This is a genomic window from Streptomyces sp. NPDC088745 (assembly GCF_044751045.1).
Taxonomy (GTDB): Bacteria; Actinomycetota; Actinomycetes; order Streptomycetales; family Streptomycetaceae; genus Streptomyces; species Streptomyces cremeus.
The window spans coordinates 468,669-490,999 of sequence record NZ_JBIVLB010000005.1 but is presented as its reverse complement, the minus strand read 5'-3'; the positions used below and the strand labels follow the sequence as shown (position 1 = coordinate 490,999).

Sequence of the window (22,331 nt, the reverse complement as noted above, 5' to 3'; positions counted from 1 at the left end):
CTTCTTCGCCTCGCACGCCCCTCAACTGTTGAAGGCCGGGAATGCGAAGCGCTGGGCGAGGGCGAGGCCGTCGGTGTGGGCGTCGGTGGCGGTAACGGAGTAGACGAGGGTCCGGGACAGGTCACGGGTCGCGGCGACAACTGTGTGGTAGCCGGGGCGGGCACCGGTCTTGCCCCAGACCTCACGGCCGTTCACCACAATCCTCTCCAGCCCGGCCCCGTACCGTGCGCCCGGCAGATCGGGAACCGCGAACATCTCGTCGAGCTGAGCCTTCGGCAGGAGCCTGCCGTCGAACAGCCCCACCATCAGCTTCTCCAGGTCGGGCAGCGACGAGATCATGTCGCCCGCGGCCCAGCGATCGGAGACGTTCCACTCGGTGACGTCGACGAGGCGGCCTCCCATGTCCTCGTACCCGCGGTTGTGGGGGCCGTGGATGCGAGGGTCGCCCCCGGCCGGAAAGGAGGTGTCGCGCATGCCGAGAGGCCGCAGGACCCGCACCCGCGCCTGGTGGGCGTAGGTGTCGCCTGTGACCTTCTCGACGAGCATCGCGAGCACGAGGTAGTGGTGGTTGCCGTAGTGCTGCTCCGCACCGGGTGCGTGGCGGGGCCCCTTCGCCACCGAGGCGGCGACGACCTCCTGGGGGGTGAGGGTTTCGAAGCGGTGCGGGTACGCCTCGTCGACGGTGTCTCCGAGGGACTTCCCCGGCTGGAGGCCGCTGGTGTAGTTGAGCAGCTGACGTACGGTGATGGGCGCGAAGTCCCGGGTGAGCAGCCCGGGAAGGTAGTGCTGCACGGTGCCGTTGAGGCCGATCCTGCCCTGGGCTGCGAGCTTCAGGACGAGGGCAGCGGTGACCACTTTGGTGGTGGAACCGGCCCGGAAGCGGGCGTTGCCGATGGCCTTCGCTCCGGTACGGATGTCCCGGACGCCGGCGCTGCCCCGCCAAGTGCCGTGGCCGCCGACGCGGACGATCGCGGAAGTGGCCTGGGCGTCGGGGAGCCCCTTGAGCGCTTCCTTCAGGGCGGTACGGTCCGGGCCTCTCTGCTCGGCCACGACGGGCCGCCCCTGGGCGAGAGCGGGTGCCGCGAGAGGGCCGGCCGTGAGGCCGAGGAGGAGAGCGGCGGCAAGGGCGGTGCGGGTGCGACGGGTCACGGAGGCTCCAAGTGCACTGGGCTACGCCGGAGTTGGCGTGATCCATCCTGAACCCCGGTGGTTCGATCGAGGTCGTCGTCGAGGAGGAGTCGATCCCTCGGTGCCCCCTGAGCGGCACCGCACGCCGGGTCGGGGTTATCCCTGGGAGCGCCCCGGCAGGGGCGACGGGAAGCGGATGCATGCGGCCCGCTGCCAGGCGTAACGCACTCAGATCACTGCGAGCCAGCAGCCGTGCAGGTCAGGGCGCTGATCATCGGTCAGCTCAACACGATGGCTCTTCCCCATGACGTTCCTCCCGCAGGACGCCTAGCCAGCACACCCAACTTCATCGGCTCCGCTTAAAGATCATCTCATTTGGCTTGGCCGGTATTCTGTGGGTCATGGTGGGGATCGTTGAGCGGTTGGTGCCGGACGAGTTGTGGGACTTGTTCCAGAGGGTGGTGCCGGAGGCGCCGTCGCGGCCGCAGGGTGGTGGTCGGCGGCGGCACGGCGACCGGGAGGTGCTGGCCGCGATCGTCTTCGTGGCGACGTCGGGTTGTACCTGGCAGCAGCTGCCTTCCGCGTCGTTCAGTCCGTCCGGGGCGACCGCTCACCGGCGGTTCTCGGAGTGGTCGAAGGCCCGGGTGTGGGCCAAGCTCCACCGCCTGGTCCTCGACGAACTCGGTGCCCGTGGCGGGCTGGACTGGTCGCGGTGCGCGATCGACTCGGTGAACATGCGGGCCCTGAAAAGGGGGACCTGACGGGTCCGAATCCTGTCGACCGGGGCAAGTACGGCTCGAAGATCCACCTGATCACGGAACGCTCCGGTCTGCCCGTCTCCGTCGGCATTTCCGGGGCCAATCTGCACGACAGCCAAGCCCTGGTCCCCCTCGTGAAGGGCATCCCACCGATCCGATCACGCCGCGGCCCACGGCGCCGCAAGCCCGCAAAGCTCCACGCCGACAAGGGCTACGACTACGCCCACCTGCGGCGATGGTTACGCGAACGCGGCATCACCCACCGCATCGCCCGCAAGGGAGACGAGTCCTCACCACGCCTGGGCCGCCACCGCTGGACCATCGAACGCACCATGGCCTGGCTCGCCGGCTGCCGCCGCCTCCACCGCCGCTACGAACGCAAAGCCGCCTACTTCCTCGCCTTCACCAGCATCGCCTGCACCCTCATCTGCTACCGCAGACTCACCAAATGAGATGTCTTCTTAGCATCACGTTCCGTCTGACCGCAGTCACGGGGATGATCGCCGCCGGTGCAGCCCTTCCGGCCGCCTCAGCCGCAGCGAGCGAGAACATCGTGGGGATCGGCAACGCCGCCTTCGACAACACGATGATCAACATGAACAAGCAGGTCACGGCCGTGGCCCGCACGACGCAGGGCAGCGGAGTGCTGAGCAACCTCAACCAACTGCCCCTGGACCTTCCCCGCAACGGCGGAGCCGGCGGCGAGGGCATGCCCTCGCCCTGCGCAGCCACCCGATTCACGGCTGATGGGATGGCTAGGACCGTCTCCTACATGGCCAGTTGGGGCAATACCTGGTCATGGGGAGTACGCGTTGGGGATGGATCGTTCCGGAGGGATTGTGGGAGATCGCGAAGCCGTTGCTGCCACCTGCCCGGGTATGCCCGCAGGGCGGCGGGCTCGTGGGCATTGATGACGAGGCCGTGTTCGCTGCCATCGTGTATGTACTGGTCAGCGGCTGTGCATGGCGGGCCTTGCCGCCGTGCTTCGGAGCGTCGAAGTCGACAGTGCACCGGCGATTCGTCATCTGGTCGAGGGCCGGGGTATGGGGCCGGCTGCACCAGAGAATTCTTCAGCTTCTCGACGAGCAGGGCCTGGTCGACCTGCCGCGGACGGTCTTGGACTCCGCGCACGTCAGGGTTAAAAAGGGGGCGAATTTGCAGGTCCGAGCCCCGTGGACCGGGGTAAGCCCGGTACCAAGATGCACGTCCTGTCCGAGGCGGACGGACTGCCCCTACGCGTCGGCATCTCCGCGGCCAACACCCACGACAGTCTCGCGCTGAAGCCGATCCTCGCCCATTTCCATATGGGACACGAATCCCATGCAGCCGATTCCAAGCCCCAACGCCTCTACGCGGACAAGGCGTACGACATCCCTCACCTGCGGAAATGGTTATGGGGCAGGCACATCGGGGTCCGCATCGCCCGCAAAGGCGTCGAGTCCAGCGAACGGCTGGGACGCCGCCGGTGGGTCATCGAACGGACCATGTCGTGGCTGACCGGCTACCGCAGACTCAACCACCGCTACGAACGCCAGCCCACCAACTACCTGGCGTTTCTCGGACTTGCCGCCGCCCTCTGCTGCTACAAACGGCTCCTCAAACTGGCCGTGTAGGACATGGTCTAAGAAGTCCTAACAGAATGAAGGAATAGCCGGGGAAGGAGTTGCGCGCAGACTGCGTCGGCCTGGGGCCGGGTTACCTCTGCGGGCGATCGCGTTCAGCACGGAACTCGTCCAAGAGAAAGAAGAACATCTCCATCGCTGGGGTACCCGCCGACTCCGCAGCACGTTCGATCTCGACTGCCCAGCCCAGGTTGCTGGGGTAGACCATGCCCATCCGCCTCCACAGCCACTCGGAGAAAGGGCCACCGTTCCAGAAGTCGAAATGCTCAGCACTGTTGTTGATCTCCGAGGCAACTGCGTAGCCGACGAGAAGGGAGTCCAGGTGCTGAAGGGAGCTGGAGCGCACCCACACTCCTGGGCGCAGTCTCACCTGCTCCAGGAGCTCGTAGACATTCCGCAGCTCGCTCGGCTTGCATATCCCGGGCCTGCAGGACGTCTGTTCATTCATGTCGGCAGGCTACTGGTAGCAACTGGTCCTCGAACGAAGCTGTCGACGAGTGATGAGGCAGCAGGCGAGTTTGAGGAAGGCTTCATGGACGTCGGCCCGCCGTTCCCAACGGACGCGCAGCCGTCTGAACCCGTGCAGCCAGGCGAAAGTCCGTTCCACAACCCAGCGGTAGGTGCCCAGACCACTGCCGTGACGGGTACTGCGGCGGGCGATGGCCGACACGATCTCCCGGGCGTGGACCTTCGCACGGTAGATGCCGTGGTCGTATCCGCGGTCAGCGAAGAGCGAGTCCGGTGTGCGACGCGGATGGCCAACTCGGCCCCGAACCCAGGGGATCGCGTCGACGAGAGGCATGAGCTGCGTGACGGCGAAATACCCGGAGTTCGACAGGCAGGGGGATGTGACGGATGGCGGGCACCGCGAGGCGGAGCGCGGCGTGAGTGCGGTGGGGAACGAGTGGTACGCCCGGCGGCAGGAGCAGGGGACTCGGTGCGGTCGCCGGTGGAACGGTATGAGTTCAGGCGGAGGCGATGCAGGTGAGGGCGCTCTGGAGGTTGCGGACTACGTCCTCGGCTTCCGCGTACTGCTGAGGAGACGGTGCGTTTCTCCTTGACCTGAGCTGAGAACCCTGTTGGCCAATTCCACTGTGGTCGCATGCGGCCCGGCTTCGTTGCTGGAGACGGACAGCGTCGGGGAGGCGTCAGTGTCGCTGCGTACGAGCGGGTCGGGCCGGCCCCTTCCGTCACCCCCGTGATCTGCACGTGGGTTGGGCGGTAGAGGCGGTGCTGTACAGCGGACACAGCATTCCAGGAACTGTCCGGCATGGCGGGCAGATCTGGTACAAGTGCTGGCTCATTCCCGTGTTGTGGATCCCGCCTGCTCCTGTGCACCGGCCCGGCGGAAAAGCCGGATTCCGCGCGAAGTAAACACTGCGAACGGTGGTACTCCGTGCGCACTCGGCGCGCTTTGCTGGACGGGCGTGCGTCACGGTCGATGATGAGGCTCTGTCAGCCGTCGTCTGCCTGGTGGCTCGCAGAACAATGTGTTGTGCACTTCCGCTCTGGGCGCTGCGGCCCATGCACGGTGTTCTGCAACGAATTGGTTCGGCGGATGACGTTGGCTGAAGGTGTCAGCCGCAGGCGGGCGAGTCTTCCAGCAGACGATCGATGTGGTGTTGGAGGACGGCCAGCGCCGCAGTCGAGGTGTGATGGCCTGCCAGGACGTGGGCCGTGAGGCCGTCGGCCAGGGCGAGGAGCGTTTGCGCCTCAAGGTCCGGGTCGAGGTCCTGGCGAACTTCCTGGGTGTCCTGGCCGTAGCGGATGAGCCACACCACGAGGTCGTGGAGCTTGGCGTAGGTCTCGTGCAGCACCGCGGTCAGTTTCTCGCTGGCAGGGGCTTGGGCGACGAAGGCCAGCCAGACGTGGGCCTGTTTCGTCGATCCCTCGTCGAGCAGGGCGATTTCGGCCAGGGTGTGGGAGAGCAGAGTCGAAGCGGCCTCGGGGGTGGAGGTGGCGGCGATGCGCCGGTCGGCACGTTCGCTGACATGTTGGGTGATGTGCTCCAGGGCGAAGAGCAGCATGTCCTGCTTGTTGCGGAAGCACCGCTGGACGGCACCCATGGACACGTGGGCCTGGGCGGCGACATCGCGGAGGCTGACAGCCTCCATTCCGGAGGATGCGATCAGGGTGCAGACCGCGTCGGCGATGCGCTGGCGCCGGTCCTCGTAATCGACCTGCTTGGGCACGGTCTGCTCCTTCTTTTTTCGATGCACTTGCATCATATCCCGATCGCACTGCACGATGTGATGCGAACGCATCAGAACGATGTGTCTACGCCGAGAGGGGAAGCCACCCATGGCAAAGCAGCTCAAGAGGTCGAAAAGCAGCTCAGGCGAAGGACTGCTGTGGCTGTTCGGCACCATCCTCGTTGTCCAGGGTTTCGGCTCGGCCATCACGGAAGCCGGGTGGAATACGAGCTTCGGTGTCGCCGGCCTCCTGCGGGCAGCTCATATGCCCGAGTGGACAACACTCCTGATCGGCTTCGCGGGTGTAGTCCTGCTGGGTATGGCGGCGCGCGCTCACCATGCGCGGAGGCGAGCGAATCATCGCGCGTGAGGGGTCTTCGGCCTGGCCGACGCGTTGGGATGCCTCGGAGGACGGCGGGAGTGATCACGGCATCGGACTGCCTGGAGACGATGCACGACGCACACCTGGAGCGGGCCCGCACCATGCAGTCCATGACCGCGCGCCCATAACCCACGCCCGACGCGCACCAGCGCGGTGGAACGCACCGCACCGGCGCGGTGCGCCTCCACTCGGCGTGATGGTGCGGGGGGCGTGCGGGAGTGGTGCGCGCACCGGGTGGAAGCGGTGCGGTGGACCGGATGAAGACGGTGCGTTTCTCCTTGACCTGAGCTCAGGTCAAAGACAAATGCACCGGGTGGATATGCGGCCCCACGCCCGTTGAGGTCGTCCACTTCCACTCGGTGGGCTCCACTCGGTGGAGTGGATGCCGCTCACGGTGTCGTCCACTCTCAAGCGGTGGGATCCACCCCACCGGGTGTGCGCCATCGGGTCTGCTCAGTGGCCCGGCCTTCCGGCCGCGGTGCGGTCCGGGTTGCTGTGGGTGGTGCGCCTGCTGGTCGTCCGGGCGCACCGCGGCGGCGTCGGTCTGTGCGGTGTGGCGGTTCGCGCGGGCACGGGAGGCGTTGACCGTCTTGGTGGCCGCCTCCCGGATGCGGCGCAGCCGGTCGGCGGTGAGATCGAGGGCTTCCAGGTCCGTGCGGGACTTCCGCAGGGCCCGCAGCGCCGTCATGTCGATCGCCTTCCCGCGACCGGGCTCCGGCTCGGGGTCGGCCGGCCGTGAGGGAGGGGCGGAGCGCCGACTGAGCTGCCGTCCTCGGCACGGCCGGCGCGCGGTACGTCGTCCGCGCGCCGACGACCGCCCGCGGGGTCAGCGGATCTGCAGGATGTGCAGCGTCGCGCCGAGCCCCTCCACGTCGCGGATGCCCGACCACTTGGGCAGGACCCGCACGTGATCGCCGAGAAGTATCTCGATGTGGTTGTTGCCGGAGGTGACGCGCGAAACCCGGGGCAGTCCCGGAGCCATGACGCCCGCGTTGGCGAAGCACGCGGTCCTGTCGCCGTCGAACCACACCTTGACCAGGTCCGTACGGTCGCCGCAGGCCGTCTGGTTGACCGCGGCAGCCGGGGAGACGGACACGAGAGCCGTCGTGGCTCCCACTGTCAGGACCAGGCCGAGCCGGGAGATGGTGCGCTTCATGAGTGAGGTGTTCCTTCCACTGGAGTCGGGGTGTCGGCGAGCAACACCGTTCGGTCCGCTGAACGAGGTGGAGGGCGCTCCGGTTCACCTGGAGGTGGCGGCGGCTGGTGGCCCGGCTCCGGTCCCTCGCCGCTCGCCGAAGGGCGCGACAAGGAGACGACAAGGTGCAGCGAAGGGGGCGCGGCAAATGTGGAGCCGCTCGCCCGCTCGTACGGGAAGAGCACGCCGCAGCAGCACACTTGAACAGGAACGGGTGCGACACATGAACGGGCTCATGGCAGCGGGGACCACTCCCCTCGCCCCGGAACGGGCGCATGCCCACCACGTCGTACCGGACACCGACTGCGACGCCTTCGTACGCGACATCTACGACCGGTACGGATCGCTGATCCTCCAGTACGCCACGCGACAGCTGGACGGCGACTGGCACAAGGCGCAGGACATCCTCCAGGAGACCGCGGCCCGCGCCTGGAAGCACGCCCGGTTCCTGCGCACCCGGCGGGAGCACATCCGGCCGTGGCTGTACACGGTGGCGAGGAACCTCGTCATCGATCACCACCGGGGCCAGCAGATCCGGTCGCTGGAGTTCATGCCGGCCGAGGACCTGGATACCTCCCGGGACACCACGGAATCCTCGATCACCTCCCATGCGGTGCTGGAGGCTTTGCGGCAACTGAACGAGCAGCAGCGGGCCGTCATCCGCCTCATGTACTCCCTGGAATGCAGCGTCGCCCAGGCGGCCGAGCACCTCTGGCATACCGCCGGGCACCGTCAAGAGCCGCGCCTTCTACGCCGTGCGCGCGCTGCGCGGGGCGCTGGAGAAGCAAGGTGTGCGCGCGAAGTAGCCGCGGCGGCACGGTGAACCGGCTCATGGGCGGCGACGTCGCCGGGCCGGTCCTGTCCGGTCGGCCCGGAAGTGGTCGGTGCGCACGCGGTCCGCGCCAGAGCGTGCGGCGTCGGTCAGGTTCCCTCCTGGTACCACACCGCCGTGCCGTACGCGTACCACCCGGCGTGCCGGCTGCTGCCCCCGGCCCATTCCGCCTTGACCCCTAGAACCTCGTCGGCTCCGTCCGCGGCGGCGTTCACGGAGAGGGAGGAGAACGCTGCCGGCAACGAAGGTTTCTGGTCCGACCAGTAGACCACTCGTTGATGCCAGTCACCGTCACGAGAGGCGGTGTCCACGGTGGCTAGCGGTACGGGGAAGGGCAGTTCGTCTCTTCTCGCGGGCATGGCGTGATCCTGCCCGTGCGCACCGGCTTTGGCCAGGGTCGGCCACCGACCCGTTGCGCGTGTTTTCGGACGGTGAGTTGGCGGGGCGCGTCGGATCCGTACCATCCGCCTGCGGCAGGGTGCCCGAGCCCGCAGGACGGAGCGGTGCGGTGAGCGGCGCGAGACCCGGTGGCGACGCCGACCCCGATGCGGGACCTGGCTCGGGGTCTGATCCAGGTCCGGTACCCGGCTCAGGGCCGGGGGCGGGCCCCGGGGCTTCGTCGGTGAGCGATGTCGACTGGGAGGTCGAGGGCCGCCGGCACGACACGCGGCCCGCGTCGTTCGCGCTGGTGACAGTCGGCGGGTGCGCCCTGACCGCAGGTTGTGCTGGGCGGCGGGGGTCACGGGCTGGGCAGGGGGGATATCGCTCGGCCTGGTGCTTTCGGTACTCATGGCCCTCGCCAACGACCGGATTCTGGTGCGTCTGCAGAAGAGGACCGGTGCGTCCGTGCGACAGGCGGCGGTGCTACTGCGGTACGTGCGGCAGGAACGGATTCCGGCCGATCCCCGGGCCTGGCGGATCACGGCCGAACTGATCCGGGTCCGGATCGGCCGGCAGCGGGCGGGCGCGGGCTGGGTGGCGGGCCTGGCGGTCTCCGTGCCGGCCACCGCCGTCATGCTGGTCCGGGACAACTCGTCCTGGGTGGGCATCGCGGCAAGCGTCTTCGCGGTCCTCGCGGTCGGCCAGTACCGCACCGCCGTTCGCGTCCGCGCCCGGCTGGGGCGGCTGGGGCGGCTGGGGCGGCTGGCGGCCGTACTGACGGAACCGGAGGACTGAGCTCCCGGGCCTGCGGGACTGCAGAGGGCGGCGGACATGCCCGGAGGCAACGATCGTGTCGGTGAACCCGGGTGGGTACGCACCCGGGTGACGAGGCATTACACCCGGTCGGTATCGGCCTCCGGCGCCGAAGCGGAACCGAAAGTCTCAGCATGTAGAACGGCCGGCCGGGATGCCGGCCCGTTCCCGCGTTCCGTGTGCCGGTGGCGGGCGACGGTGGACGGGCCGCGCCGCGGCGGGCTGACCCGCCGCCACCACGACCGGGCCCCCGTTCCCGCCTCCGGCCCGGCTTCACGCCTCTGACCAGCACCAAGACACCCGAGGGCACTCCGCTGCCAACGGGCTTGCGGGGTAGGAGGTTCCACTTCGTCGGACACCGTGCACAATGACTCGTCCGCTGATCACATTTTCGACGCATGCGGCTTCAAGTGGAATGAGTCTCCCTCCGACGATTGAGAACGTTTTCGTGTCAGCACATCCGGTAGGCCCGGAGCTCCGCTCGTCCTGCGGTTCGCCCGGCTTCCCGCACACCGTCTCCGCTCTCCGGCGGGGGGCGTACCGTCGCCCGGCACCGTCCAAGGGGCGGTCGTGACGTCCGCGCCGCTCACGGACCGGGAGATCTCCCTCATCCGCACGAGCCTGGCGGTGGTCGCACCCCGGGCGGCGGAAATGACCGTCTACTTCTACACCGTCCTCTTCGCCCGTTATCCCGCCGTACGAACGCTCTTCCCGGACAATATGGACGTCCAGCGCGACCGGCTGCTGCGCGGGCTGCTGCGCATCATCGATCTCGTCGACGACGTCGACAACCTCGTACGGTTCTGCTCCCGGCTCGGGCGCGACCACCGCAAGTTCGGGGCCCTGGAGGCGCACTACCCGGCCGTCGGCGAATGCCTGCTGGCTTCCCTGACCCGCTACGCCGGAACCGCGTGGAACGCCGAGGTCGGCGCCGCCTGGACACATGCCTACACCGTCGCCGCCCAGGTGATGACCGCGGCCGCCGCCGATGACACCCGCCTGCGGCCGGCCACCTGGGAGGCCGAGGTCGTGCACCACGTACACCGCGGAGACGGCATCGCCGAGATCACCGTCCGGCCCGACCTGCCCTACCCCTATGTCGCCGGGCAGTACGTCAGCATGGAAACGCCCTGGTACCCCCGTACCTGGCGGCACTACTCCCCCGCCCACCCACCGCGTGCGGACCACACGCTCACCTTCCACGTCCGCGCGGTCCACCGGGGCCGGGTCAGCACCGCGCTCGTCCACCACGCCACCCCGGGACACCGGGTACGGCTGGGGCCCCCGCAGGGTGACATGACCCTGGCGGCCGCGGGCGACCGCGACCTGCTGCTGGTCGCCGGCGGCACCGGGCTCGCACCGATGCGCGCCCTGCTCGAGGAAGCGGCCGCCTCCGGCATGCGCCGGTACGCCGACCTGTTCGTGGGTGCGCGGACCGCCCGGGAGCTCTACGGCCTCGACGACATGCTGCGCCTGGCGCAGCGTCACCACTGGCTGTCCGTCCGCGGGGCCGTCTCCCACGAGGACATTCCCGGGCAGATGGGCACACTCCCGCAGGTCCTGCGCGAGTTCGGGCCCTGGAACCAGCACGAGGCATTCCTGTGCGGGCCGCCCGGCATGGTCACCGCGGCCGTGCACACCCTCCTTCAGCAGGGCACGCCCGAGGCCCACATCCACTACGACCCGCTCGACACACCGCTCTTCGACGCTCCCCTCTCCCCGCCCCGACCCGTCCAGGAGACCGACGCACCGTGACCCATCCCGACGCCGCCCCCTCGCAGGGAGAGCGCCTGCTCCAGGCCCACCTGGGCACCAGCGAGCGCGCCGACGCCTTCTACGACCGGCAGGTCCACCCCCACCTCACCCCGCCCATGCGGGACTTCATCGGCCGCCAGTCCATGGTCTTCCTCTCCACCGCCGACGCCCGCGGGCACTGCGACGCCACCTTCCGCGCCGGCCCTCCCGGCTTCGTCACGGTCCTGGACGAGCACACCCTGGCCTACCCCGAGTACCGCGGCAACGGCGTCCTCGCCAGCGCGGGGAACATCACCGAGAACCCGCACATCGGCCTGCTCTTCATGGACTTCACCCGCGACCACATCGGACTGCACGTCAACGGCTCCGCCCGGCTCCTCGGAGAACAGGAGCTACGCGCCGCCCACCCCTGGATACCCGTCGACCCCGCTCCGGGACGGCAGGCAGTGCTGTGGACGTACATCACCCTGCACGAGGCGTACGTGCACTGCTCCAAGCACATCCCGCACCTCGAACCGGCCCCCCGCCCCCTGCGGCTGACCCGGGCCCGCCCCCGCGACCCCGACTACTTCACCGAACCGGTCGCGGCGCCCACGACCGGCGAGGCGGAACCCGCCCCGGCACCCGCCGGCCCCGCGCACGCCCGTGCGGCCGAGCTCCCCCTGACCGGCTCGCACGAACACTGAACGGATCCCGGCCGCGCTTTCGGCACCGGCCGGCCCGATATGCCTTCTTCGGGGAATCGCCCGCGGCGAGCCGGTCGGCCCCGATCTGGTCCGCGTCCGGGTGGCGGTCCCGCTCGCCGAACAGGTTCCGCAGCTGCGCCTCGGTGACTTCCTCACCCGGTGCGAGCCCGAGCGCAGCGAGGCCGCGGCCCACCACCAATGAGCACCGCCTGCAGGAGCCCCCGGCACCGGCCGGGGGCTTCGTCGTGCTGCCCGGAGGAGACACCGTGCCCACCTTCGAGCCCCTCCCCCGCTTCACCACCGGCCTCCAACACCTCACCCCCGCCCAGCGCCGGCGCTCCGCCGCCTCGTCCTGGAGGCCTTCGTCCCCGACCTGCGCACCGGCCGCCAGTTCCGCCCCGGCCTACGGATCAAGGGGGTGCGCCGCGCGCCGGGTGTCTACGAGCTCACCCTGGCCCCGGACGGACGCCCGACGTGGTCGTACGGCGAGGAGATGGTCGCCGGACTTCCCCACGTCGTGCGGCACCGGATCGGGACCCACAGCATCCTGAACCGGCCCCTGGCCGAAGGCCGTCTTGCGGGCGGTTGTCGCCAGTGGGTTCTTCCTGACCGAGGCGGGCAGCGGCCACCGGGTGGCGGCGGGCGCCGTCACCCGGTGGCGCGGCTCGGCCGATGCGGCGCGGGGGGGGGGGGGGGAACCCCCCCCCCCCCCCGCCCCCCCCCCCCCCCCCCCCCGCGGGGGGGGGGGGGGGGGGGGGGGGGGGGGGGGGGGCGCCCCCCCCCCCCCCCCCCCCCGCTCGCCGCCCACCCGCCCGGCCCTGTCGTCCGTGTGGAATGCGGGGTTTCGGGGTACCCCGAAACCTCGTGCATGCGTACCGGTGCGTGCGCCTGTGCCCGTACGCGGCCCCGACGATCGCCCGAAGCAGCCGCCCGCACTCGGTACGCACCCCCACCCGAGGAGCTGAAAACCGTGACCGACGTTTCGAACATGGGCTCGCCCGCGGACGACCCGAACGCCGACCGCCCGGCACTCACCGACCGCCAGGGCCACCCCGTCTACGACAACCAGAACCAGCGCACGGTCGGTGCCCGCGGCCCGGCGACGCTGGAGAACTACCACTTCCTGGAGAAGATCAGCCACTTCGACCGCGAGCGCATCCCCGAGCGCGTCGTCCACGCGCGCGGAGTCACCGCCTACGGCCGCTTCGAGGCGTACGGGAAGTGGGGCGACGAGCCGATCAGCCGCTACACCCGCGCCAAACTCTTCCAGGAGGCCGGCAAGCAGACCGAGGTCGCCGTCCGCTTCTCCACCGTGATCGGCGGCCGCGACTCCTCCGAGGCGGCCCGCGACCCGCGCGGATTCGCCGTCAAGTTCTACACGGAGGACGGCAACTGGGACCTCGTCGGCAACAACCTCGGGGTCTTCTTCATCCGGGACGCGGTGAAGTTCCCCGACGTCATCCACGCGCTCAAGCCCGACCCCGTCTCGCACGAGCAGAAGCCGGCGCGGATCTTCGACTTCATGTCGCAGACCCCCGAGAGCATGCACATGCTGGTCAACCTGTTCAGCCCGCGCGGCATCCCGGCCGACTACCGGCACATGCAGGGCTTCGGCGTGAACACGTACAAGTGGGTGAACGAGGCGGGCGGCACCGTCCTGGTGAAGTACCACTGGATGCCCAAGCAGGGCGTACGGAGCATGACGGAGGAGGACGCCGCGAACGTCCAGGCGGGTGAACTCGGCCACGCCACCAAGGACCTGTACGAGGCGATCCGCCGGGGCGACCACCCGGAGTGGGAACTCCTCGTGCAGATCATGGAGGACGGCGAGCACCCGGAGCTGGACTTCGACCCGCTCGACGACACCAAGACCTGGCCCGAGCAGGAATTCCCGCCGAGGCCAGTGGGGCGCATGGTGCTCGACCGCACGGTGGACAACTACTTCGCGGAGAACGAGCAGATCGCCTTCGGCACCGGTGTCCTCGTGGACGGGCTCGACTTCTCCGACGACAAGATGCTGGTCGGCCGCACCTTCTCGTACAGCGACACCCAGCGCTACCGGGTCGGCCCCAACTACCTCCAGCTGCCCGTCAACCAGGCCAAGCACGCACAGGTGCGCACCAACCAGCGCGACGGCGCGATGGCGTACGACAACGGGGCCAGGAACGACAACCCCGAGGTCAACTACGAGCCGTCGATCACCGGCGGGCTGCGGGAGGCCCAGTACCCCACGCACGACGAGCAGGGCCCTGAGATCCGGGGCCGTCTCACCCGCAAGCGGATTCCGCGCACGAACGACTACCTCCAGGCTGGACAGCGCTACCTGCTGCTGGAGGACTGGGAGCGCGACGACCTGGTGCACAACTTCGTCTCCCTGATCTCCCAGTGCGACCGGGCGGTCCAGGAGCGCATGGTCTGGCACTTCCTGCTGGTGGAGAACGACCTCGGGCTGCGGGTCGGCGAGGGTCTCGGCCTCACGCCCTCCGACGTGTCCCATCTCAAGCCGCTGGACGGCCAGACGCTCACCGACGAGGACCTCAAGAGGCTGGAGCACCTCGGCGACAACCCGCCGCGCGACGTCTCCGGGCTGACGATGACGCACTGCGTGCCCGACACCCGGCACGTGGTCACGCGCTGACCCGGGCGCGGCAGCCGGCTCCCGCGCCCGCGCGGAAACGCTCACGGAGCGTGAGAACGGGCGCGGCCGGAGGGGCACGCACGGTGCCTGTGAGGCAGGAGGTGACAGCGGACTGAAAGGGGCCACAGAGCTTGCACAGAGCGTCACCGAACGAGGTTGGGGTCCGGCCCTGGGGGTAAATCCAGGGCAGAAGTGGTGGGGCGGCTCGGGACCCTGGCGGCTCCCGGCACAGCGCGGCGTCGGTCGGTCGCAGGCGTGCCCGCCTCTCGGTCGAAGTACCCGGAGCCTTCCTGTGGTGCGGGTCCCTGAGCGGCGTGGCACTGCACCTGCCACATCGGCTTGCGCCCTGGGGCGATGAGGTGCGGATCATGTGCGAGGACTCTGGGCTTTTCTGTGAGATCGAGGTCCGGGAGGCCGGAACGGTCACTGTCGTCGAGCTCAGCGGGGAGCTGGACCTGTGGGCCGGAATGCGGCTCGGTCCCGCTCTGATGCGTCTCGCCGGCAGGCCGGCGGCGGACCTGGTGCTCGATCTGCGGCAGGTGGGCTTTCTGGACTGCGGAGGCATCGGCATGCTGTGCCGGGTCCGGAACCAGGCCCTGGCGCGGAACGGCCGGTTACGGGTCGTCGTCGACAGCCCGCTGCTGCTGCGCACGCTGCGGATCCTGGGGCTGGAAGGGCCGCTCGGGGTGATGCCCGGCCTGGACCGGATTCCGGCGCAGGCGGTGGAGACCTCGGGCTGACCGGTCGCGGACGGGTCCGGCCCGTCGGCCCGCCCGGTGTGCAGGGGCGGGCCGGTCCGTCCGGGCACTCGGTCCCGCGTCCGCCTGTCTCCGCGTCAGCGGTCAAGCTCTGCGCCAGCGGTCAAGTTCGGAAACAACGTCCGTTTCGAACACCAGTGTCCTCCTCCGGCACGGGCGTGCCGGCCACTGCGGCCAGCCACACGTCCGCGATCACCGGTGACCAGCGCGCGGCCCGACAGCCCGCTGAGGTAGTTGTTGCCAAGACGTACATCCGCAGGTTGTTGACCCCTGCCCCGTCTCGGCAGGGTTCGCGCTGGCCAGCTCTTGAGCGACCTCGGCACCTCCGAACGCCGCCGCGTGGAGGGCTCGGCGCCCGGCAGCGGGAACGCCTGCTCAAACTCTTTTCGCAGCAGAACTGACCGGCTGCGGCTCCCTCGGCGCATGTCCAAGCGGCGTGGTGGTGATCACCAGGAAGGAAATCCAGCATGTGGCTTACGCCCGATGTGCACTGATGCGGTGGAACGCACCGATCCGGTGCGGAGCGCCTCCACGCGGTGTGGTGGGCGCGGGAGTAGTACGCACCGGATGGACGCGGTGCGATGAAGTGGAGTGGGCCCGGGCTGAGGCGGTGCGTTTCTCCCTGACCTGAGTTGAGGTCAAGGAGAAACGCACCGGGTGGTCGGGCGGCCTTACGGAAGATTCAGACCGAGAGGACCATGAAGCCCCGCCAGGCCGCGCACCTGCCAAATCCCGCTGCCGCCAACCGCCCACACTCCTCTGCACCTTCAACCCTCTGCCACCTCGGTGACGCTCCGCGTGGACACGGGTCCTGCGCCCGCGCTCCCGGTCCGGCGGGCACCTCGGCAAGAGCGGGAACGGCGGGCAGAGCTTGGTGGAGCCAGCCGCGGGCGACGGCAGTTCCTCTTGCAGAAGCTGAAGTGCGCCGCGCGCACCATGGCAGGGCATGAGAAGGCCAGTCGTAAGAACGGCAGCCCGGGTGGGCTAAGACGGTGTCCTATGTGGTGAGTCCGGGCAGAGCGGTCCAATATGGTTCAAGAGACGTGGAGTTGGGTTGTTCCGGACGAGTTGTGGGAGATGGCGAGGTTTCTCATCCCGCCGTCAAAGGTGCGGCCGCAGGGTGGCGGGACGCAGGGCACCCCTGATGAGGCATTGTTCGCGGCGATTGTGTATGACCGCCGTACGAGCCGTAGGGGACGGCGCAGGGCCGGGCGGTTCTGCTCGGCGGTCAGGCGGGAACGTCGGCCCGGTTCAGGACAGCGGCCATCTCGTTCTCGGGGAGCGCAGGGTTGGCACCCGCACTAAAGGCCAATTCAGGGACATGAAGCGCCTCGCGGAGCCGGTGGAGCGGCAGGCGCGGGTCGCCGGCCGCCGCCTGGCGTGTCCAGACCGCGGGGTCATGGCTGAGCCGTTCGATCAGCGTGGGCGTGGCGGCCGGGTCCCGGACAGCCAGCCGTCGGTACTTGCCGTCCGGATGGTCCGCGTAGCGCGCGGCGAGGCCTTCGCGGGGGAAGCGGGGGTGCGTCTCCGCCACCGGGTCCTCGACGCGCCGGCCATGCCGCCTCGCTGATCGATCAGGCCGTACGGGAGACCGCAGCCAGCAGCTCTCACCGCCGGGAGGGCGCCAAAGGGTCTGGAGCGCTGGGTCCGTCTGTCGGCCGATGTCCTGGCCCGGCACTCTCGGCCCGCTGCAACGGGCGGCCGGGAAAGGGACGGTGAACAAGTGTCAGTGCCTAACGCTGTCGGGGATCTTAAGAAGTCCCGTTCTCCAGTGCTCGGTGTCCTCAGGACTCGTAGGGTTCTGGTCATGGTGATGGCGACTGTCCGATGGTGGAGCGATGAAGAGGGGTGGGGGGTGCTCGACTCGCCTGAGACTCCCGGTGGCTGTTTCGGCCACTACTCCGACATCCAGATGACCGGCTTCCGCGCTTTGTCGCTCGGGCAGCAGGTAAACCTCACGTGGGAAGCCCCCGGCTTCAAACAAGACGGTTACGACTACCGAGCGGTGAGCATCGTGCCTCTGTCGGCCTGACCTCCTGCGTCACTTTGAAAATGATCAGCTCGGCCTGCGGGTGGGTGGCGACGCGCCAGGACCGGGACCGCGGGATGTGCTGCCAGTCGAGGAAGCTCTGGAGGGCTGTCGGTCTTCGGGGCCGCCTGGTCGGCGCCGGTGGCAGGCGGACGTCGATGCGTTCGAGGCTGACCGCGATGGCGGTCAGGACGTGCTGGACGTGGGCCTTGCCCTCGCTGCGGCGCGACCGCCGCACGGGGAACCGCATCCGCAGCGGACAGCGGGGCCGGGGCGGCCAACGCCACAATGCCGCCGACGATCCCCAAAGGAGCTGTCGACGGCCCGGCCCGCAGGCCGTCGCAGGCCTCCGCCATGAACGTACGGGATGGCTCCGACAGCATGATGCGTGCTCAGCCTCGAAGAACCGCACCGCCTCTCGGCCGGCCGGCGGGGAGGCCTCGGGACGAGGCGTGAAGAGCTTACGTCCCTGTGCCGTGAGCGGGCCGGTGGTCGGGAGCTCCCAGGGCGCGCAGCAGGAAGGGGAGCAGTTCAGCGATCATGGCTTCACCCGCGCGGGCGGGTGCCTCGGGGGCACGCGTCTCGGCGGGACGCGGGCGCGGGGTGAGGAAGACCCGGCTGACCATGGCGCCGACCACGAGGTCCGCCAGGACGTGCGGATCGGCCACGGGTGGTATTTCGGCACGGCCGACGGCCCGCTCGATCAGTGCGCCGGCACGGTCCCTGACGGGCTGGACGACGGCGTCGTCCAGGACCTGGGCCAGGGCTCGGTTGTGCGCGGACTCGCCGATCAGGACGTGCAGGAGCCTGCCGCCCGGTCCGTCCAGGGTGCGGGCCTTGTCGGTGAGGAGGGCGGTGAGATCGCCGGACAGGGTGCCGGTGTCCTCGCCCGGGCCGAGGTCATGGGCCCAGCGGACGGCGGTTCCCACGACGAGGTCGTCCTTGGACTTCCAGCGGCGGTAGAGGGTGGCAGTGGAGACTCCGGCGCGTTTGGCGACGGCTGACGTGGTCAGGCCGCCGTAGCCCTTCTCGTACAGGACCTCCAGCGTGGCTTCGAGCAGCGCGCGGTCGAGAGCGGCGTCCCGGGGTCGACCACGGACGGCTCCGGGGGCCCCGGTCGGCCTGGCGGGGGCGCGGGATTCAAGAGGTTCAGTGAGGTCGACGGGTCCGATGGGATGGAGAGGGGTCGCGTGCCTCGGGTGGCCTGCTCGCCCGGGGCCGCGATCGGCCTGCTGTCCGGACGGCCCCGATGGTACGGACTGCGCGGACGGCGCGGCGTCGCCGTGACGGGGGTCGCGATCGGCATCGGAGTGGATTGTCACACCGCCATGATATACGAAACGAAAGCTTTTCGTTTCGTATAAGCTGGAATCCATGACCCCCCACAGCGACACCACCACCGCCCACGGAACCGCCCCCCTGGACGCGCCCCGGCTCGTCGACGGGCTGCGTTCCGTCTTCGCGACCGGCCGCACCAAGCCGGTCGCCTGGCGCCGCAACCAGCTCGAAGCACTGCGCACTCTCCTCACCGAGAACAGCGACGCACTCCTGGCCGCGCTCCACGCCGACCTCGGCAAGGGCCCCGAGGAGGCGTACCGCACCGAGGTCGGCTTCACCGTGAACGAGATCGACCACACCCTCGCCCACCTCGACGCCTGGCTCGCCCCGCGGCCCGCTGCCCTGCCCGAGCGGCTGCTGCCCGCCGAGGCCAGCGTCGTACGGGAGCCGCTCGGTGTCGTCCTGGTCATCGCGCCCTGGAACTACCCGCTCCAGCTGGCCCTGGCACCGGTGGTCGGCGCGTTGGCCGCGGGCAACTGCGTGGTCGTCAAGCCCAGCGAGCTGGCGCCCGCGACCTCCGCCGAGATCGCACGGCTGCTGCCCCGTCACCTCGACCGCGACGCGGTCGCCGTGGTGGAAGGCGCGGTCCCCGAGACCACCGCCCTCCTGGAGCAGCGCTTCGACCACATCTTCTACACCGGCAACGGCACGGTGGGCCGCATCGTCATGACCGCCGCCGCCAAGCACTTGACCCCGGTCACGCTGGAACTCGGCGGCAAGAGCCCGGCACTCGTGGACGAGGGAGTCGACCTCGCGGCGGCCGCCCGGCGGATCGTTTCGGGCAAGTTCCTCAACGCGGGCCAGACCTGCGTCGCCCCCGACTACGTGCTGGCCGTCGGTGACACCGCCCGCGCCCTGGAACCCCACCTCGCCGCAGCCGTCACCGAGTTGTACGGGGCGGACCCCGCCGCCCGCACCGAGTACGGACGGATCGTCAACGAACGTCACTTCGACCGGCTCACCGGGCTCCTGGACAGCGGACGCACGGTGATCGGCGGCATCCATGACCGTGCGACGCGCTACCTCGCTCCCACCGTGCTCGCCGACGTCCGGGGTGACTCCCCGGTGATGCGGGAGGAGATCTTCGGCCCGGTGCTGCCTGTCGTGCAGGTCCCCGACCTGGACGCGGCACTGGCGTTCATCAACGGGCGGGACAAGCCGCTCGCGCTGTACGCGTTCACCGACTCGCCGGCCACGAAGCAGCGGCTGCTGACCGAGACCTCGTCAGGTGCGCTCACCTTCGGCATCCCGGTCGCGCACCTGACCGCTCCGGAACTCCCCTTCGGCGGCGTGGGCGAGAGCGGAATGGGCCGTTACCACGGCGAGTACTCGATCGACACCTTCAGCCACAGCAAGGCCGTACTGGACAAGCCCCTGCCTGCCACGACCGGCTGACGGGCGGGACGCAGGCCGACACGACCGAGAGCCGCACCTGCGCCGCGCCGGTGCGGCTCAGGCCTGTTCGCCCTGGTCCGGAACCTTCCCGGTCTCGATCGTGCCGTCCAAGCACTGAGGCCGTTTCTCAGCGATCACCTCGCGGCCCAGATCACGGGACCGCTTCAGTCCCTCCCGATGTGCCGCGCACCACGCTCGGGCATCGGAGGCGTCCTGTCATTGCCGTGGTGCGCTGGGGTTGTCGTCATTGCGTGCGGTGGTCGGTACGGGCAAGGCTCGGTGCGGCAGCGCCAGGCTTCGGTACTCCCCGGATCCACGCCGTACGAAGCCCGGAAGGCCTGTTGAACCCAGCGCTCGTCAGGCCCCAGCGCGCCCCGGCGGCGTACACCGGCAGAACACTCAAGCCCGGTGCCACGAGGTCTTGGTGGCACCGCTCCAGCCGGCGTCGCCTGATCCGGGCCGCAACGGCCCCTGGGGTGAGGTTCGAGGAAGGGTTGTCCTCGGTGAAGGCGTTGACGGCTGACAGAAGGACCTGTCGGCGTGTCTCCGGTGGCCGGTACTCCTGCAGGAACATCTCGGTGAGGAATCCGTTGGCTGGCTCGAGACCGGTGGCGCCGAGCGGGGTGCCAGTGCTTTCGTCTAGGGATGCCGCTTCCTCCGCCGTCGTTTCCCGGTAGTGCGCCAGGATTCTGCTCATGCCGGAGCCGACCGGAAGTACGCGCCGTGGGTGGGGCGGTGGGCGTGCTGGTCCAGCGTGCGGCCCTAGTACCCCCCAGGGGCCGGGAGCGGGTCGCGATCCAGGGCGGAGCGGGCAGTTTCCCAGTGGGCCGCAGTCGACGCCGAGACCAGTGTCCGTGTCACCCCGGGTCAGGACGCGATGGCGAGCAGACAGGCTTGCGGAATGCTCAGGTCTTGGTGAAGGAGTTGGACGAGGGTGGAGAGTCGGGGGTCGGTGAGGGTGCCGCCGTGCAGGGGTGTGGAGGCGTAGACCTCCCATTCGAGGGCGGCAGCCTCGGCCACGGGGCCGCGCCCGGCGAGGGTCTGGTCGAGCAGCGTGAACTCGGCTAGAGACAGGGGCAGTTGGATGACCCTCAAGCGGTGGGGGTCGGTGCGTCAACAGCCATGGGACGACTTCAGTCAGTGGCCTTGGTGGGGTCCGGAACGCTGTGTCGCGTGAGCGCCCAGAGCGCAAAGGCGAGGCAGCTGATTGCAGCGCCGAGCGCACATACGGCACCCCAGCCGGCCGTCGCGTAGAGGGAGGTCGCGGCGATGGCACCGGTGGCGCTGCCGATCGAGTAGAAGACCATGTATCCGCCGATCAACCGGCTGCCCGCCTCCGGGCGCAGCGCATAGATCAGGGTCTGGTTGGTGACATGGACCGCCTGCACGGCGAGATCGAGGAGGATCACGCCGACGACCAGGGCCCAGAGCGAGCTGCGGGTGAAGGCCAGGGGCAGCCATGAGGCAGTGAGCAGCGCCAGGGCGGCGCCGGTGGTCCGTTGGGAGTGCCCGCGGTCGTTCAGGCGGCCCGCCATGGTCGCTGCCAGGGCACCTACGGCTCCGACCAGGCCAAATGCCCCGATCGCGGTGTGGGAAAGGGAAAGCGGGGGCTCGCTGAGCGGTAGCGCGATGCTGCTCCACAGGGTGCTGAAGGCTGCGAAGATCAGCAGACCGAGCAGGGCCCTGAGCCGCAGAAGCCGTTCCCGTGCGAACAGGGTGATCGTGGAGCGCAGGAGCTGTCTGTAGCGCAGGGGTGTCGGCGGGACATCGTTGTGGCGCGGCAGCACTCGGTGCAGGACCAGGGCGAGCAGAGCGGTGAGTGCCGCTGAAGCGAGGTAGACGGAGCGCCAGCCCGCGAGGTCGGCCATGAGGCCGGACGCGGTGCGGGCGAGCAGAATCCCGACGACCACGCCGCTGGTGACCAGGCCGACGACGCGTCCGCGCCGGGCGGGAGGGGCCAGTGACGCCGCGAAGGCCACCAGCGTCTGCGTGACCACCGCGAGAAGTCCCGTCGCGGCCATACCCGCGAGCAGGATCGCGGCGGTGTGGGCGGTGGCGACCGCTGTCAACGCCACCACCAGGAGAAGCAGCTGGGCCACGACGAGCCGTCTGCGGTCGGCCACGTCGCCCAGCGGCACGAGGAAGAAGAGTCCCAGCCCGTATCCGACATGCGTGAGGGTGACGACGCTGCCGACGAGTGCCGGGCTCATGGCGAGGTCGTGGCCCATGGTCACCAGGAGCGGTTGGGCGAAATAGACGTTGGCCACCGCGGTTCCACAGGCGATGGCGAACAGTATGACCACGCCACGGGACAGGACGAGCCTGGAACCACTGCCGTGGGCCGCGGACCGCGGTGTCACAGCCTCACAGTTGCTGAGCATTCAGCACCCCTCCGCACATTTGGTTTCATCTTGCTACCGGTAGCGACC

General features: G+C 69.5%; 21 protein-coding genes and 2 pseudogenes. 12 read left to right on the top strand and 11 right to left on the bottom strand.

Annotation, left to right across the window (positions count from 1 at the left end; all coding sequences use genetic code 11):
• Positions 1-21 precede the first annotated feature (21 nt).
• Positions 22-1,149, bottom strand: a complete 1,128-nt coding sequence (locus tag ACIP93_RS17395) for a serine hydrolase domain-containing protein (RefSeq protein WP_401759709.1) — start codon at positions 1,147-1,149, stop codon at positions 22-24.
• A 380-nt stretch (positions 1,150-1,529) separates the two neighbouring features.
• Between ACIP93_RS17395 and ACIP93_RS17390 the strand changes: the two genes are divergently transcribed.
• Positions 1,530-2,338, top strand: a protein-coding gene (locus ACIP93_RS17390; RefSeq protein ID WP_401759707.1) for an IS5 family transposase whose coding sequence is annotated in 2 segments (ribosomal slippage) — positions 1,530-1,878 and positions 1,878-2,338 — 810 coding nt in all. Because the reading frame shifts where the segments join, the coding sequence is not laid out codon by codon here.
• A 346-nt stretch (positions 2,339-2,684) separates the two neighbouring features.
• Positions 2,685-3,499 (top strand): IS5 family transposase gene (locus ACIP93_RS17385; RefSeq protein WP_401759783.1). Its coding sequence is split into 2 segments (ribosomal slippage): positions 2,685-3,027 and positions 3,027-3,499, totalling 816 coding nucleotides; the frame shifts between segments, so codons are not numbered across the junction.
• 82 nt (positions 3,500-3,581) lie between these two features.
• Here the strand turns inward: ACIP93_RS17385 and ACIP93_RS17380 are convergent.
• The 3 genes and pseudogenes from ACIP93_RS17380 to ACIP93_RS17370 all read right to left on the bottom strand — a co-directional run bounded on the left by ACIP93_RS17380 (position 3,582) and on the right by ACIP93_RS17370 (position 5,700).
• Positions 3,582-3,956, bottom strand: coding sequence for a hypothetical protein (locus ACIP93_RS17380; RefSeq protein ID WP_401759704.1), 375 nt, complete (start codon positions 3,954-3,956; stop codon positions 3,582-3,584).
• 9 nt (positions 3,957-3,965) lie between these two features.
• Positions 3,966-4,322: pseudogene (locus tag ACIP93_RS17375) on the bottom strand (transposase); the annotation flags it as partial.
• Positions 4,323-5,085: 763 nt separating this feature from the next.
• On the bottom strand, positions 5,086-5,700 hold the full coding sequence (locus ACIP93_RS17370) for a TetR/AcrR family transcriptional regulator (RefSeq protein ID WP_401759701.1): 615 nt from the start codon (positions 5,698-5,700) through the stop codon (positions 5,086-5,088).
• 109 nt (positions 5,701-5,809) lie between these two features.
• On the opposite strand from ACIP93_RS17370, the gene ACIP93_RS17365 reads away from it, so the two are divergent.
• Positions 5,810-6,070: a hypothetical protein gene (locus ACIP93_RS17365; RefSeq protein ID WP_401759698.1), complete on the top strand. Its 261-nt coding sequence runs from the start codon at positions 5,810-5,812 to the stop codon at positions 6,068-6,070.
• A gap of 301 nt (positions 6,071-6,371) precedes the next feature.
• Here ACIP93_RS17365 and ACIP93_RS17360 read toward each other — a convergent pair whose 3' ends face one another.
• Positions 6,372-6,770: a hypothetical protein gene (locus ACIP93_RS17360; RefSeq protein WP_401759695.1), complete on the bottom strand. Its 399-nt coding sequence runs from the start codon at positions 6,768-6,770 to the stop codon at positions 6,372-6,374.
• 138 nt (positions 6,771-6,908) lie between these two features.
• Positions 6,909-7,238, bottom strand: coding sequence for a beta/gamma crystallin domain-containing protein (locus ACIP93_RS17355; protein ID WP_401759693.1), 330 nt, complete (start codon positions 7,236-7,238; stop codon positions 6,909-6,911).
• Between the two features lie 274 nt (positions 7,239-7,512).
• Between ACIP93_RS17355 and ACIP93_RS17350 the strand changes: the two genes are divergently transcribed.
• Positions 7,513-8,100, top strand: a complete 588-nt coding sequence (locus ACIP93_RS17350; RefSeq protein ID WP_401759690.1) for a sigma-70 family RNA polymerase sigma factor — start codon at positions 7,513-7,515, stop codon at positions 8,098-8,100.
• 98 nt (positions 8,101-8,198) lie between these two features.
• Here ACIP93_RS17350 and ACIP93_RS17345 read toward each other — a convergent pair whose 3' ends face one another.
• Complete coding sequence (locus tag ACIP93_RS17345; RefSeq protein WP_345218975.1) at positions 8,199-8,468, bottom strand: hypothetical protein; 270 nt, start codon at positions 8,466-8,468, stop codon at positions 8,199-8,201.
• A gap of 415 nt (positions 8,469-8,883) precedes the next feature.
• On the opposite strand from ACIP93_RS17345, the gene ACIP93_RS17340 reads away from it, so the two are divergent.
• The 6 genes and pseudogenes from ACIP93_RS17340 to ACIP93_RS17315 all read left to right on the top strand — a co-directional run.
• Positions 8,884-9,285: a hypothetical protein gene (locus ACIP93_RS17340; protein WP_401759687.1), complete on the top strand. Its 402-nt coding sequence runs from the start codon at positions 8,884-8,886 to the stop codon at positions 9,283-9,285.
• Between the two features lie 588 nt (positions 9,286-9,873).
• Positions 9,874-11,058 (top strand): globin domain-containing protein, encoded by a 1,185-nt coding sequence (locus ACIP93_RS17335; RefSeq protein WP_401759685.1) that lies wholly within the window; start codon positions 9,874-9,876, stop codon positions 11,056-11,058.
• Positions 11,055-11,744, top strand: coding sequence for a pyridoxamine 5'-phosphate oxidase family protein (locus tag ACIP93_RS17330; RefSeq protein WP_401759682.1), 690 nt, complete (start codon positions 11,055-11,057; stop codon positions 11,742-11,744). Before ACIP93_RS17335 ends, ACIP93_RS17330 begins: the two co-directional genes overlap by 4 nt.
• 970 nt (positions 11,745-12,714) lie before the next feature.
• Positions 12,715-14,382 (top strand): catalase, encoded by a 1,668-nt coding sequence (locus ACIP93_RS17325; RefSeq protein WP_345218971.1) that lies wholly within the window; start codon positions 12,715-12,717, stop codon positions 14,380-14,382.
• A gap of 368 nt (positions 14,383-14,750) precedes the next feature.
• The gene (locus ACIP93_RS17320; RefSeq protein WP_401759679.1) at positions 14,751-15,122 is read left to right on the top strand and encodes an STAS domain-containing protein; all 372 of its coding nucleotides are present in this window, start codon (positions 14,751-14,753) and stop codon (positions 15,120-15,122) included.
• Positions 15,123-16,169: 1,047 nt separating this feature from the next.
• Positions 16,170-16,313, top strand: a pseudogene (locus ACIP93_RS17315) (IS5/IS1182 family transposase); the annotation flags it as partial.
• 55 nt (positions 16,314-16,368) lie between these two features.
• Here the strand turns inward: ACIP93_RS17315 and ACIP93_RS17310 are convergent.
• Positions 16,369-16,674, bottom strand: a complete 306-nt coding sequence (locus ACIP93_RS17310; RefSeq protein ID WP_401759788.1) for a hypothetical protein — start codon at positions 16,672-16,674, stop codon at positions 16,369-16,371.
• A 273-nt stretch (positions 16,675-16,947) separates the two neighbouring features.
• Between ACIP93_RS17310 and ACIP93_RS17305 the strand changes: the two genes are divergently transcribed.
• Complete coding sequence (locus ACIP93_RS17305; protein WP_401759676.1) at positions 16,948-17,172, top strand: cold-shock protein; 225 nt, start codon at positions 16,948-16,950, stop codon at positions 17,170-17,172.
• Positions 17,173-17,630: 458 nt separating this feature from the next.
• On the opposite strand, the gene ACIP93_RS17300 is transcribed toward ACIP93_RS17305, so the two are convergent.
• Positions 17,631-18,491, bottom strand: a complete 861-nt coding sequence (locus ACIP93_RS17300; RefSeq protein WP_401759674.1) for a TetR/AcrR family transcriptional regulator — start codon at positions 18,489-18,491, stop codon at positions 17,631-17,633.
• 52 nt (positions 18,492-18,543) lie between these two features.
• Between ACIP93_RS17300 and ACIP93_RS17295 the strand changes: the two genes are divergently transcribed.
• A complete protein-coding gene (locus ACIP93_RS17295; protein WP_401759671.1) occupies positions 18,544-19,902 on the top strand; it encodes an aldehyde dehydrogenase family protein in 1,359 nt (452 codons plus the stop codon).
• Between the two features lie 867 nt (positions 19,903-20,769).
• Here the strand turns inward: ACIP93_RS17295 and ACIP93_RS17290 are convergent.
• Together ACIP93_RS17290 and ACIP93_RS17285 are read right to left on the bottom strand one after the other, a co-directional pair.
• Positions 20,770-20,997 carry a hypothetical protein gene (locus tag ACIP93_RS17290; protein ID WP_401759668.1) on the bottom strand — a complete coding sequence of 76 codons (228 nt, stop codon included), beginning with the start codon at positions 20,995-20,997 and terminating at the stop codon, positions 20,770-20,772.
• A gap of 38 nt (positions 20,998-21,035) precedes the next feature.
• Positions 21,036-22,283 carry an MFS transporter gene (locus ACIP93_RS17285; RefSeq protein WP_401759665.1) on the bottom strand — a complete coding sequence of 416 codons (1,248 nt, stop codon included), beginning with the start codon at positions 22,281-22,283 and terminating at the stop codon, positions 21,036-21,038.
• Positions 22,284-22,331: the final 48 nt, after the last annotated feature.